11 protein-coding genes are annotated in these 12,727 nt (G+C 57.1%); 3 read left to right on the top strand and 8 right to left on the bottom strand.

Features of this window, described 5'->3' with window-relative positions; genetic code table 11:
* Nucleotides 1-83: 83 nt before the first annotated feature.
* From PSPTO_RS12700 to PSPTO_RS12690, 3 genes are read left to right on the top strand one after another with little or no spacing between them, the layout of a single operon-like run.
* The gene (locus tag PSPTO_RS12700) at nt 84-974 is read left to right on the top strand and encodes an MBL fold metallo-hydrolase (RefSeq protein ID WP_005771225.1); all 891 of its coding nucleotides are present in this window, start codon (nt 84-86) and stop codon (nt 972-974) included.
* Between the two features lie 53 nt (nt 975-1,027).
* Nucleotides 1,028-1,426, top strand: a complete 399-nt coding sequence (locus PSPTO_RS12695) for a hypothetical protein (RefSeq protein ID WP_005771221.1) — start codon at nt 1,028-1,030, stop codon at nt 1,424-1,426.
* A 60-nt stretch (nt 1,427-1,486) separates the two neighbouring features.
* Nucleotides 1,487-1,972 carry a GNAT family N-acetyltransferase gene (locus tag PSPTO_RS12690; RefSeq protein WP_007246884.1) on the top strand — a complete coding sequence of 162 codons (486 nt, stop codon included), beginning with the start codon at nt 1,487-1,489 and terminating at the stop codon, nt 1,970-1,972.
* 73 nt (nt 1,973-2,045) lie between these two features.
* Here the strand turns inward: PSPTO_RS12690 and PSPTO_RS30500 are convergent, their stop codons facing one another.
* From PSPTO_RS30500 to tnpB, 8 genes are all read right to left on the bottom strand, one after another.
* Nucleotides 2,046-2,171 (bottom strand): hypothetical protein, encoded by a 126-nt coding sequence (locus PSPTO_RS30500; RefSeq protein ID WP_005617503.1) that lies wholly within the window; start codon nt 2,169-2,171, stop codon nt 2,046-2,048.
* Between the two features lie 54 nt (nt 2,172-2,225).
* Complete coding sequence (locus PSPTO_RS12685; RefSeq protein WP_005771214.1) at nt 2,226-3,716, bottom strand: chemotaxis protein CheW; 1,491 nt, start codon at nt 3,714-3,716, stop codon at nt 2,226-2,228.
* On the bottom strand, nt 3,713-5,845 hold the full coding sequence (locus PSPTO_RS12680) for a methyl-accepting chemotaxis protein (protein WP_011104008.1): 2,133 nt from the start codon (nt 5,843-5,845) through the stop codon (nt 3,713-3,715). Before PSPTO_RS12680 ends, PSPTO_RS12685 begins: the two co-directional genes overlap by 4 nt.
* Before the next feature lie 793 nt (nt 5,846-6,638).
* Nucleotides 6,639-7,826, bottom strand: a complete 1,188-nt coding sequence (locus PSPTO_RS12675; RefSeq protein WP_011104007.1) for an SfnB family sulfur acquisition oxidoreductase — start codon at nt 7,824-7,826, stop codon at nt 6,639-6,641.
* Between the two features lie 27 nt (nt 7,827-7,853).
* Entirely contained in the window at nt 7,854-9,065 is a 1,212-nt protein-coding gene (locus PSPTO_RS12670) for an SfnB family sulfur acquisition oxidoreductase (protein ID WP_011104006.1), read from the bottom strand.
* Nucleotides 9,066-9,120: 55 nt separating this feature from the next.
* Entirely contained in the window at nt 9,121-10,644 is a 1,524-nt protein-coding gene (locus PSPTO_RS12665) for a flavin monoamine oxidase family protein (RefSeq protein ID WP_011104005.1), read from the bottom strand.
* Nucleotides 10,645-10,701: 57 nt separating this feature from the next.
* Entirely contained in the window at nt 10,702-12,255 is a 1,554-nt protein-coding gene (locus PSPTO_RS12660; protein WP_003409202.1) for an IS66-like element ISPsy5 family transposase, read from the bottom strand.
* Between the two features lie 17 nt (nt 12,256-12,272).
* Nucleotides 12,273-12,632 (bottom strand): IS66 family insertion sequence element accessory protein TnpB, encoded by a 360-nt coding sequence (gene tnpB / locus PSPTO_RS12655; protein ID WP_003409203.1) that lies wholly within the window; start codon nt 12,630-12,632, stop codon nt 12,273-12,275.
* Nucleotides 12,633-12,727 lie beyond the last annotated feature (95 nt).

Genomic DNA, 12,727 nt, shown 5'->3' with positions numbered 1-12,727 from the left:
TAGTTGCCAATACTGAGGCTTTTGTTTCATTTAAAGCAACTTAAGATAGGGGCCTCAGTCCTGCCCGCCAAAGGTCGTGCCTCATGTTGCGCAACTCCCTGCTTGCCCTGTCCCTCGCCGCCCTGCCCCTCGCTACGTTGCTCCCGCTCGCCGCCCACGCTGCCGCCCCATTGGCGATCGAGGTCTACAACCCGGCCGAAAAAGCCATCTTCCCGGTGTCCTCAGAACTGGTCACCGGCAAGCATGATGCGGTGCTGATCGATGCGCAGTTTCAGCGCAACGATGCTCAGGCGCTGGTCGCGAAGATCAAGGCCACCGGCAAGAAGCTCACCACTGTCTATATTAGCCACAGCGACCCGGATTACTACTTCGGTCTGGAGGTCATACAAGCGGCTTTCCCCGATGCAAAAATCGTTGCCAGCGCGCCTACCGTCAAAGCGATCAAGGCCTCGATGCAAGGCAAGCTTGCCTACTGGAGCCCCATCCTGAAAGACAACGCCCCGGAAAAACTGGTGCTGCCCGAAGTGCTGGAGGGTGATCACCTGACCCTCGAAGGTCAGCCGCTGGAGATCAAAGGTTTGACAGGCACGGCTCCGGAACGCAGCTATGTATGGATTCCATCGCTCAAGGCCGTCGTCGGTGGCGTCGTGGTGTCCAGCGGCATTCACGTTTGGGTAGCCGACACACAGAGCCCCAAGTCCCGTCAGGACTGGCTCGCCACACTCAAGGGCATCGAAGCGCTGAAACCGGCCACCGTGATCCCAGGCCATTACCTCGGGCAGATTCCTCAAGGCACCCAAGCGGTTGCCTTCACCGCCGACTATCTGAAATCCTTTGAACAACAAGCGGCCAAAGCCAAGGACGCCAAGGCCCTGATCGATACCATGCAGAAAGCCTGGCCGCAACTGGCCGAGCCCAGCTCGCTGGAACTGAGTGCCAAGGTCATCAAGGGCGAGATGAAGTGGCCTAACTGATCTGCTGTAAATGGGTGTGGTCACAAGCCCACATCCATCGCTATGCTGCGTCCATGAACCCACCCGTCAAAATCCGTAACCCCTGCCCGCCCGGCGCTTGCGACTGCGAGCGCGAACGGCTGGAGGCCGAGGATGCCGACCGGCGCATACTCAAGCTGACCCGTGACGCGGAAATCACGCTGCTCGAACGCCTGGGCCGTGTCGAAAGCCTGGAAGATCTGCAGCACATGCAGCGCAGGATTTTCGAGCAACTGGGCGTGCGCATTGAAATCGCACCGGGCTTCAACGAAGTGCGCACCATGCGCGGCATCAGCATTGTCGTCGAGAAAAAGACCGGGCTGTGCCGCAAGACACGCAAACTGGTCGCAAGCGCAATCCGCAGCGCTCTGGAAGCACGCCCGCAGATCGTCTACCAACTGCTCAACGCCAACGACTTGCTGCGCGACGCGTGACTATCGACTGACTGACGACTGCGGCTATCATGCTGCGCCCATCAGCCAAGGAGTGCCTCCGTGCCCCTCGAAATCCGCCCTGCCACTGTCGCTGACGTCAGTCAGATTCTGGCATTCATCACCGAACTTGCGATCTACGAGCGCGCCGGGCATGAAGTCAAGGCCAGTGCCGAAGACATTCAGAAGTCTCTGTTTGCTGACAATGCACCTGCCAGCGCGCTGATGTGCCTGTACGACGGCAAGCCCATTGGCTACGCCGTGTATTTCTACAGCTATTCCACCTGGCTGGGGCGTAACGGGGTGTATCTGGAAGACCTGTACATCACCCCTGAGCAGCGCGGCGTCGGCGCAGGCCGCGCCCTGCTTCGACACATCGCTCGCGAAGCCGTGGCCAACGATTGCGGCCGCCTCGAATGGAGCGTGCTGGACTGGAACGAGCCCGCTATCCGGTTTTACGAAGCGATCGGTGCAGAGCCGCAAAGCGAATGGGTGCGTTACCGGATGGAAGGTGCAGGGCTGCTGGCGTTCGCCAACAGTGGTGAATGAGTCATAAAGCCCTGAAACGATAACGCCCGGCCTGAAAAAGGCCGGGCGCTTCGGAAAACAGACGTCAGGGCAATCAGCAGACCCCAGGCGGAATGCCATCCTTGTTGAAGTCTTTCAGGCGTTCCTTTTCTTCCGGCGTCGAATGCGCTGGTACGTCGCTTGCCGGTTCTGGCTTCTTCTCGTCTTTTTTCTCGGTCATGGTCGGATCCTCCGCGTGTGTATAGGTAATAAGGCCACACGCGGAGCATTCGGTTCAGACCGATTGCACGGCCGCGCTGCGTTGGTTGACGCTGCGCTCCAGTTGCCTGGCCAGCCCTTGCAGGTCGAGCAGGGTTGCGCGCCAGCTGCGCTCCTGACTGCCGACGCTGACCAGCGAGCGCACCCGGTCGTTGACCGAGATCCCCTTGCCGGTATTGGCCTGCCAGCCTTGATCAAGCATGGCCGGATCAAACTGATTGAAGGCGTCGATCGCCTCGACCCGGCTGACCGCAAAGCCGAAGCAGGAGCGCTCGCCGCGCACGATCAGTACTCGCGACACGTCGTCCTGAGGCTGCGTGCCTTCACCCAACAGACTGCTCAGGCAAATCAGCGGTACTTGTTCGCCACGCAGATTGAACTGCCCCAGCAGGTGGGTCGCCGGTTGCAACAGCCCGATCAGCTGTTGCGGCACGCTCATGATCTCCACAATCTGGCTCAACGGCGCGACAAAGCGGGTCGGCGCGTCGAACAGCAGGCAGGCATGGCGCAGCATAGCTTTGGTCACGTCATGCGAGGCTTGCGCCGGTTTGACGTCATGCTGGTAAACCTGGGTGTAGCTTTTGACTTCCGGTCGCTGCAACAGCATCGGGTGGTCGAGCAGTAACGCCTGCTGGCCTTCCTCAAGGTTCATCACCCCGGCCAGCAGCTCCGGGTGCGGCAGGCCATAACCCGGCGCAGCCAGCAGGCTGTCGGGGTCCTGACGCTGAATGGCGACCATGCGGTCGTAACCAAAGCCGCACACACGGCCATCCGGCGCGGTCAACAGCAGCAACTGCGGCTTGGACGTCTGACGTTGATGATCCAGCCCCAGCACTTCGGAAAGGCTCAGCGCAGGTACTTTGGTGCCACGCACCGACGTGACGCCAAAACAACAGTCGCTGGCAAAGTCCGATGCGGTGATCTCGGGACCATCCACCAATTCGGTCACAACGCTCGCATCGATACAGAAGTTTCGACCGTCACACTCGAACACCAGGTAGTGCAGCAGGCGATTCTTGGCCGCCAGCGCCTCTTCCTTGAGGATCTGCGCACTCGGATCAGCCGCAAACAGCACGCCCGGCAGACTGCTCAGCACGCCAAGGTCCAGCTTGTAGATCATCCGCGACTCATCTGCGTTCAACAGCAGCGCTGGCAGCAGCCCGACGCTGGTGCCGCCGGGCCCCAGCGGGCTGAACTGCGAGTCGCGGGCCTTGAGGATGTCGCAGACCGCATCGATCGCCAGGCCAAGATAACCGCCGCCGTATTTGAGAATCGCAACCAGTGGCGTGGCGGAGGTAACGTCGCCCCCTTCGGCCAGTTCACTGCGCAGGTCCACCAACGGCACCGGCTTGCCGCGCAGAGTAAAAACCCCGCGCAGCGCGCCACGAGTCAGCGGGTGAGGATGCAGGTCCGCAGGCCAGTGCACCGCCTCCATCAGCGCATCGGCCACCACCGCCAGATAAACGCCGTTGATCTGCACGACGCCATAGGCATTCAAGCTGCTCATGCAGGTTGTCCGATGGATCCCTTGTCCAGGGTCTGGCTGTAACTGGTCAGGTTGGCTTTATGCAGCTCGGTGATCAATGTTTCGACCTCCTGCGCTGACAAGCGCTGCTTCTCGGTTGCGGTGTTGATGCCGTCGATCGCCTGAGTGGTCTGCATCACGCCGTTCACAATATGCTCGAACGCCTCGCCGGCACTGCGGGAGATCTCGTTGCCCGACTCGATGCGGCTTACCGTTTCGAGAATCAGCTTGTTGATTTCCTTGGTGGCCCGCGAGGACTTTTCGGCAAGCTTGCGCACTTCATCGGCGACGACAGAGAAGCCAAGGCCGTGCTCACCGGCTCTGGCGGCCTCGATGGCTGCGTTGAACGCCAGCATGTTGGTCTGGCTGGCGATCTCGCTGATCACCTGAATGATGTCCTGAATACCCTCGGCCGACTTGGCAATCATGTCCATGGCATCGGACGCCTTGACCAGCGTCTGTGAACCGCTGCTGGCTTGCTCGCGGGTCAACCTGGCAAGCTCGGTGGCGGTGTCGGTGCTCTGCGCTACATAAGAAATAGCGTTCATCAACGCCTTCACCGACTCGCCCATGGCGCGGGTCTTGGCTTCAATCGCCTGCTCCATCTCAACCTGGCGGGTGATATCGGTGGCAAATTTAACGACCTTGAACGGCAGACCGTCGTGGTCGAAGATCGGGCTGTAAGTCGCCTGAATCCAGATTTTCTGCCCGTATTTGCTGACCCGCATGAAGCGCCCGGAGTGGAACTCGCCCTGCCCCAGCCCGTGCCAGAACTCACGGTATTCGGTGCCGCGCACGTATTCTTCTTCACAAAAGATGCGGTGGTGCTGGCCCTTTATTTCCTGAAGGCCATAACCCAGCGCTTTGAGGAAGTTGGCGTTGGCCGCCAGAATATTACCGGCCATGTCGAATTCGATAACCGCCTGAGCGCGATTAATGGCATTGACCTTGCCCTTGTCCTCGACACTGGTTTCCTTCGCTTCGGTCACGTCCAGTGCGAACTTGACGATCTTGTAGGGTTTGCCCTGCGCATCGAAGATCGGGTTGTAGGTCGCCTGAATCCAGATTTCCTTGCCGTCCTTGCGTTTGCGCTTGTACTCGTTGGCGTCGTACTCGCCACGACCGAGTTTTTCCCACAGTTCGCGGTACTGCAGGCTGCTGACAAACTCCTCGGAACAGAACATGCGGTGGTGTTCACCGACAACTTCGTCCAGATCGTAACCGAACACCGCCAGAAAGTTGCGGTTCGCCGTCAGCACTCTGCCGGTCAGGTCAAATTCAATAACGGCCTGGGAACGTTCGATAGCGGTAACTTTGCCCGCGTACTCGGCCTGACGGGCTCGGCTCTCAGTGACGTCGTTGGCAAACTTCACCACTTTATAAGGGCGACCGTCCGGATCGAAGATCGGGTTGTAGGTGGCACTGATCCACAGCTCGCGACCGTTCTTGCCGACGCGCTTGTATTCGCCGGAGTCATATTCGCCACGTTCAAGCTTGGCCCAGAACGCACGGTAGGCCGGGCTGTTCAGGTAATCGTCGTCACAAAACATGCGGTGATGCTGGCCCTGGATTTCATCCAGACGATAACCCAGCACCTTGAGAAAGTTTTCGTTGGCATTGAGCACCCGACCGTTCAGATCGAATTCAATGATGCCCTGGGAGCGATCGATAGCCGCGACCTTGCCTTCATACTCGGCGTGGGTCTTGCGCTGCTGAGTCACGTCGGTGGCAAACTTCACCACTTTGAACGGGTTGCCCTGTTCGTCAAAAACCGGGTTATAGGTCGCCTGCAACCAGATCTCGCGACCATTTTTGCCAAGACGTTTGTATTGCCCTTCATCAAAAGCACCCTTGCCGAGGGTCTCCCAGAACGATGCGTACTCGACGCTGGAGGCGTATTCCGGGGTGCAGAACATACGGTGGTGGCGACCCTGAACTTCCTCCAGCCGATACCCGACGCACTCCAGAAAGTTGGCGTTGGCCCGCAGGATATTGCCTTCGAGATCGAACTCGATCATTGCCTGAGACCGGTCAATGGCTACCATCAGCGAATGAAGGTCCAGCTGTACCTCGGCTCTGTCCTTGAGGGTGCTTTCTGTGGTGGTCGACATGTGAAAATACTCTGCGAGTAAACATCTATGGAAGTATTGTTATAAAGCACCGGTCTGCGCAGGACCTGTCAGACACACGCATGTGCGGACTGTGGTGCCTGCCGATCAAGCCGGGTAATCGTCTTTCTCAATGCCTTCCATAGCGCGAACTGTCAGGTAATCAGGGCCAGGTACTACGGCCGCAGTCGCTGGGCAAACCGGCGGCGGATTGCGCCCGACGTCATTCAGACTAGCGCCAGAGCCACTAGTTCGCCACCACTAAAAACGCCGCATCAAACCTGCCCGATCACTGGCCGAGCCTGCGCTGTATACAGCCCGGTAAAACGATAAAAGCCACGCACCTTTCAGGCGTAAAACCAGATGACGAGCAGCACGGCACCGGTCCATCCCAGCGTGAGTAAAAAAGAAAGTCCAGCGAGACGCGGGTCCATGGGGCTCCTGTTCCACAAGGCTCTGGCGAGCAGAGCGCTGCATACGTAGGGATATATCGGCCGGATCACAGATATATAAATTAATTTCTTCACCCTGAAACAGTATCAGCGGGTTTGTTTTGCGCCAGGTCAATCTCTGGTAACGTCGGCCGCTGCGTGCCAGATGCTGTCGGGTCAGGCGCCGGATTGCTTAGACTCAACTGACAGAAATTTGGAGCACTGAGCGTTTGCCGGAGTGGAAAGGCGGACGACTCAATGCGAGTTTCTCGACGTGCTGTTCGCCCTCGATCAGCTGCTTGCTCGCGCAGAGACACAACTGCAATTCACTGTTTCTGGAAGCGTATTGGCTTGCTCTAAATACCTTAGAACGGCGCCAGCTTCTGTTGCCCTTGCTGGTGTGGCCCCCAGCGCGCCGGATCGTATAACGTATGTACCCTGGCATTGCGCCAGTGTCGATCCAGTCCGTAGTCGCTGAGGGTGGCGCGCGCACCTCCAAGCTCGATCAGCTTGCTGCCAGCAGCCAGAGATACCTCAGTGCTCAGGGTTTGCGCTGCCGCCACGACCATAGAGGCCAGAGCGACGTTTTCGGCACAGACAGCCTTTCTATTTAGATCAACGGCGGCGCCAGCGCGCTCAAGCAGCGCCTCGGCAGCATGTAAACGAATTATCAGCCGACCGATCTCGATTATTGTCAGAGGATCATCGCGGGCTTTATCGACGGCGGCTTCTGGCCAAGGCCGCGCGTGCTCCCGAACGAAGCGCAGGGTGTCTTCATAGGCCGCGCGAGCGATACCGGTGCCTACAGCGGCATGCATGAACTGCGCGTGCCGTTCAACGCAGTTCGGGTCATTTAGCGATACCTGAAAAGGTACGACATCACTTGATGTCACATAAACATTGTCGAACATCACTGATCCGCCGCCGACGGTGCGCTGACCAAAGCAAGAGCCGTCATCGACGATACTCAGGCCTAAAGCATCAAGACTTATGAACACCATATACCGCGCGCCTTGCGCATCCACTGCCGACGCAAGAATCTGCCTGGTATAAGGGGCGCACGTGGCGCAGAACTTGCGACCGCTAATGCGATAGCCTTCACCGCTGGGGGCCAAAACCGCAGTGCAGATTTGTGAGTTCGTGGTGCCTTGTTCGTCCACCGCAACGCCGAAAAGTGCACCGGCCAGAACCTCAGCGAATATCCGCTGTTGCTGAGCCCGACTACCGTAGACGCGCAACGCCTCCAAGGTATGAAAGTGGTTCTGCAAAATTTGCCCCAGTGAGCCGTCGGCTTGGGCAATCTGGGCGATGACCTTTGCCAGGATTACGTTGTTGACCTCTGCGCCGCCGAAAGCGAGGGGTATGGAAATGCCCAGGATCCCGGATCGGGAAACCGCATCGAGTTCAGAATATGGAATCTGCCTTTCGCGATCCCGTAGCGCAGCATCAATACTGAACTCTTGGGCCAGAGCCGTAGCGACAGCCAAGGCGTGGGCATCGTTTTCGATCAGCCCGGTTGAATCTGCTAAGGGTCGTTGCAAAGGTGTGTTCATGAGCTCAAATCCAAAAGTGGCACTGACTCAGGCGCCGTTAAGATGGTAGTTACCGACGGCGTGAACCTGCCAGCGCACCGGGTCATGCACGGTATGGGTGCGGGCGTTGCGCCAATGCCGGTCTAGATTGAGTTCGGTTCGGGTAGCGCCATGGCCGGCCAGCTCGAAGAGCTTTTCACTGGCTAACAACGAGATCTCGGTTGTTATCACCTTTGCCTCCGCGACGGCGACAGATGCCCGCGCCGCCGCAGCGTCGTCCAGGGGCTGACGCGCAACTTCATCCAGCGTACGGGCCGCGCGCTCGAGCAGAGCATCGGCGGCTAGCAGCTCAATCTGCAGCTTGGCAATTTCTACCATAATGCGAGCCTCCGTAAGCGTCTGCTCGACATGAGCATCGCGCGAACTCCAACCACGATCCCGGAGGAAAGTGATGGCCTCGGCTACTGCGGCATGGGCAATACCCGCATCGATCGCGGCCTGGATCAATTGCGACACCGAGCCCTGGATGTTGGCGCTCTGGTCCAAACGATAAAACGGCACCACCTGCTTGGCAGGCACAGACACGTCGTCCAGCAGCACGGTCCCGCTGGCAGTGGTCCGCTGGCCGAAACCGGACCAGTCATCGACGATGCGCAGCCCCTGGGTACCACGTTCGATGAAAGCCATTACAGTTTTCCCATTATCGTCCAGCGCCTTGATGCTTACCCAATGAGCAAACAAGGCTCCCGTGGAATAAAATTTTTCGCCCTTGATCCTATAGCTACCATCGGCCTCCCGGTGGGCGACAGTGCGAATGTCCAAGGTGTTTCTGGTGCCTCGCTCTGCACCGCCGTTACCTATGCGACACCCCTTCAGGATGCTCTGAAACAGTTGCTGTTGTTGCGCGGGCTCCGCGACGTGGCGCACGACGCTGAGAACACCAAAATGATTCTGTGGAATCTGCCCCAGAGCTGGATCGGCCTGGCAAATGATCTTGAATACTTCGGCGAGGGTCACATGACTGACCTCGGCCCCGCCGTACGCAAGTGGCGTGGTAATACCGCCCAGGCCGCTGGCGGTGAAGCGCTCGATTTCAGCCCAAGGCAATCGTCGTTCGCGGTCACGCCCTACAGCGTCAAGGCTGGCGTAAACAGCGAAATCACGAGCGGCCTGCAGAGCTTCGGCATCACTAGCTATCACGTGGACAGGTACTATAGCCGGGGCGGAGTCAACCAACAGATGTTCAGACAGGGTAGTCACATTGACCTCGCTTAAATGAATAGTGCTCTCGAATATGCATTTCGCTCTCCCGGACCTACCCGATCAACAGATCGGATCCACGCGGATTAGACGCACGAAAGTGACTGAAACGCTCGGCCAGTTGTGAGACCGCGTAGCGTGCTGAATTGGCAGCGGATTCTTGCCAGACACCAATAGCATTCTGAGCATGCCCATCACCTGCAAAATAGATACGTCCCAAGGGTTGCTGAAATAAGCGACTTATCTTTTCCGACGATGTTCCACCTTCCAGCCACGGCCCCTCACTATAACGTTGTTGTTCCCACGAAACCGAAATCGGATTCATCAAGTATTGAGAGGCGCCCGGGTGCAGAAGCTCAACAGCAGAAGTCGATACCGAATACTGTTCGTTAAAGGACGTATCACTAAATGCCTTGGCTCCTTTACCAAAAAAGTAACCGGCTACCAATACGCCTTGGGGTGAATTTAATCGATCACTGGGATACCACAACATCCTCGCCGGATGGTTCAACCATGAGATACCTCCGAAAATCCGGTCATCACGTTCCCAAAAGCGTTCTGATTGCCAGGCAACTTTCGTGGCGTGCCCATGACGAGCAGATCTGACAACAGATAATACGGCGTCGCTAAAATCCGTGTCGATGTTTGCTAACAGCGGAAAAGGCAACGTTGAAATAACAAAGTGAGCCTGTGACGTTTGAAGCCTACCAGCGTCGCCATCACGCCATGTGACATTGACGTGATCAGTGCATTGGCTTATTTTTTGAACCTCAGCCCCTAGATGCACTTCTTTAGTGAGTCGCTGATAAAACGCTTCGACAATTCTATCCATTCCTCCAACGGGCTGAAACATGGTAGGAGAATACTCCGGAAACTCGCACAACAGTAACTCATCCCACATATCTGAGTGCAAAAGGTGTTCCAGCGCCAAGGGAGACTTATCGTCGAGAACGCTCTGAGGAACATCAGACACTTTCAAATGCCCGGCTCGCGCGCTCCCCTCATAAGCCAGCGCTTCCGAAAGGTCCCCGTAGTTTCTCAGGAACTGCAGTAATCGGCTACGTTCTTCGGCATCAAGGGTACTGTCCAGAGCGTGCCCCTTTATTGAGGTCGCGAGCAACCCTGAAATATGCCCACGTGTGTCATTAAGCGCTTGCCGCACTGTGAAAGGCGATTGATTCAAGTCTGGCATCAACAAAGCACTGTGACTTGAGTTAATCAACACTTCAAGTTCAACACCCAGCTCAGCACAGTAATTGAGCAGCGTTCGATGTTGACTGGGTATACGCGCCGGCCCCGCATTGAAATACAGACCCTCTGATAAATTGACAGACTGACGACGACCGTCCATATTTTCGACACGCTCGCCTTTTCGCAACGTCCAATTTTTACCCCCCACACGGTTTCGCGCTTCAAGCACCTCGACGCAGAAGCCCGCTCGCTTTAGTTCAAATGCCGCCACTAACCCAGCGATACCCGCCCCCAGCACCAGAACTTTACTACCGTGCCCCAAATCACTGGGCAGTTTCAACGGCTGAGGCTGCAAATCTCCAGATGGGCCCAGGCCCAAAGCTGCCATGGCAGAAGCAACGTAAGCGATCCACCAACCACACCTACCATCAGATGCGGCTTCCGTTTATCTTGGCATTTCCGGTGAGCAGTTCCACGGCAGCAACGCCTCATAGTCGGCCACCGACTGCGCAAGTGGCAACCTCTCCAGTACGTGGCGCAGCCACGTATAGGGCTCCTGGCCGTTGACCTTGGCGGTCTCGACCAAGCTATAGATCTGTGCACTGGCGGTGGCGCCTTTAGGCGTGTCGCTGAACAGCCAGGCTTTGCGCCCAATAACAAACGGCTTTATTGCGCGCTCTGCCGGGTTGTTGTCGATCGGTAAAAAGCCGGCTTCCACGTAACGCTTCAGCCGACTCCAGTTATTCGCCAGATAACCAACTGCCTTGCCCAGCACGCTTTGCGGCGTCACGTGGGACTGAGTTTTATCCAGCCAGCTTTTCAACTGAGCCAAGATTGGCAGGCTTTTCTCCTGCCGACCGGTAAAGCGCTGTTCGTCGCTGCCGTCTTTCAATTCGCGCTCGATACCGTACAGCTTATTGATCATCGTCAGCGCGATATCGGCACGCCCGGTCTTGCCCTTAGGTTGCACTTTTTGTGCTTCGACAAATTTGCGCCGCGCATGGGCCATACACGCCAAGCGCTCCACGCCCGGTTGTAACGCCAGCGCGTTATAGCCCGCGTAATCATCAGTCATCACATAGCCGCGATAACTTTCCAGCAGCCGTAACGGTACGTCCTGCGCGCGGCTGGAAGTGTAGTCGAACAATACGACTTTATGATCTGGAGGCCCGCTGGCCTGTACCCACATCCAGGATTGGCTGGTCGGGTCTCGATCTGGTTCTTTCAGTACCTGAACGCGGGTTTCGTCACAGTGGATGACCGGGCTTTCCAGCAATCGATCACGCATCAGATTTAACAGCGGCTGCAAATGTTCGCCGCACTGGATAATCCAGCGGGCCAACGTTTGACGCGGGATTTCTATGCCATGTCGGCTTAGCACCGTTTCAAAACGATGCAGCGGCAAGCCGTCGACATACTTGGTGGTCAGCAGCATGGCCAACACGCTGGGGCTGGCCATGCTCTTTTCAATCAACTGCGCAGGCTTGCCGGCTGTGACCGGTGCCGACTCACAGCCACGACAGCCGTAGACTTTGCGGATGTGTTTGATCACCCGAATCTGCATCGGCACGATATCCAGTTGCTCGCTGGTTTCCTCGCTGACGACATGCTTGCGGCAACCGCAGGCACAGGTCAGTTCGTGTTCGGGCAGCTCGTGGATGACTTCAATGCGCGGCAGATCAGCCGACAGTGGCTTGCGCTTGCCACGGCGTGGCGCAGGAGCAACTACTTCCTCATCAGCATCGCCGACCGGGAGCATAGGCTCGCTTTCAGGTTCATTGAACAAGGCAAGTTGAGGGGTATTAGGCTCGACGGTTTGTTCGGACTTTCGACCAAAAATACGGTCACGCAGCAGCTTGATCTGCTCTTTGAGATCAACGATGTGAGTGGCGTAGGCGTCTTTAACTTCCTGTTCGCGCGAGCGTGCTTCGTAGCTCTCAAGCAGCATCTGTTTGAGCAATACGGGATCGTCAGGAAGGTTGTCGGGCAATGGTCGCATGCCCTGGATTATACCCGTCAGGCAACAAACCTTGGAGTCAAAATCTTATGAGGACGGTTGCGCCACAGATCAAATCCATCCAGCAGCCAATTCAATTCCTGAACCGTCAGCACAATGGCTTCGTCGACATCATCTGGCGAGATTTTGAAACGCTCGGACTCGAGACGCTTGAGCCAAAGGCAGAAGCCGTTACGCTCCCAATACAAAATCTTCACTCGATTCCGGGATTTGTTGAGAAAGACAAAGAGCACCGGATCAAAGACCGCCACTTTAATATCCAACTCGACCAAAGCAGCTAAGCCATCGATGGATTTTCTGAAATCCACGGGTTTGGGATAGAGGTAGACTTTCTCGACTTTGGCGTCGGGTCGCATCATGGTGCTGGCTCCTGAAAGAAAACGGGAGCACAGCATCAGGCGTCAGCCAGTGGCTTGAAATGTGGGGTTCGTGGATCGGATACGAAGCAACTGCC

Origin of the sequence: Pseudomonas syringae pv. tomato str. DC3000 (genome assembly GCF_000007805.1) — a bacterium.
Classification (GTDB): domain Bacteria; phylum Pseudomonadota; class Gammaproteobacteria; order Pseudomonadales; family Pseudomonadaceae; genus Aquipseudomonas; species Aquipseudomonas avellanae.
The sequence above is the reverse complement of the archived record's forward strand: the minus strand, read 5'-3'. Positions and strand labels throughout refer to the sequence as shown.

What these genes read in the sequence shown, in the direction of transcription:
- PSPTO_RS12700 (WP_005771225.1), top strand. Translation starts at nt 84, where the DNA reads ATGTTGCGCAACTCCCTGCTTGCCCTGTCCCTCGCCGCCCTGCCCCTC.
- PSPTO_RS12660 (WP_003409202.1), bottom strand. Translation starts at nt 12,255, where the DNA reads ATGCGACCATTGCCCGACAACCTTCCTGACGATCCCGTATTGCTCAAA.
- PSPTO_RS30500 (WP_005617503.1), bottom strand. Translation starts at nt 2,171, where the DNA reads ATGACCGAGAAAAAAGACGAGAAGAAGCCAGAACCGGCAAGCGACGTA.
- PSPTO_RS12685 (WP_005771214.1), bottom strand. Translation starts at nt 3,716, where the DNA reads ATGAGCAGCTTGAATGCCTATGGCGTCGTGCAGATCAACGGCGTTTAT.
- PSPTO_RS12665 (WP_011104005.1), bottom strand. Translation starts at nt 10,644, where the DNA reads ATGGCAGCTTTGGGCCTGGGCCCATCTGGAGATTTGCAGCCTCAGCCG.
- PSPTO_RS12675 (WP_011104007.1), bottom strand. Translation starts at nt 7,826, where the DNA reads ATGAACACACCTTTGCAACGACCCTTAGCAGATTCAACCGGGCTGATC.
- tnpB (WP_003409203.1), bottom strand. Translation starts at nt 12,632, where the DNA reads ATGATGCGACCCGACGCCAAAGTCGAGAAAGTCTACCTCTATCCCAAA.
- PSPTO_RS12680 (WP_011104008.1), bottom strand. Translation starts at nt 5,845, where the DNA reads ATGTCGACCACCACAGAAAGCACCCTCAAGGACAGAGCCGAGGTACAG.
- PSPTO_RS12695 (WP_005771221.1), top strand. Translation starts at nt 1,028, where the DNA reads ATGAACCCACCCGTCAAAATCCGTAACCCCTGCCCGCCCGGCGCTTGC.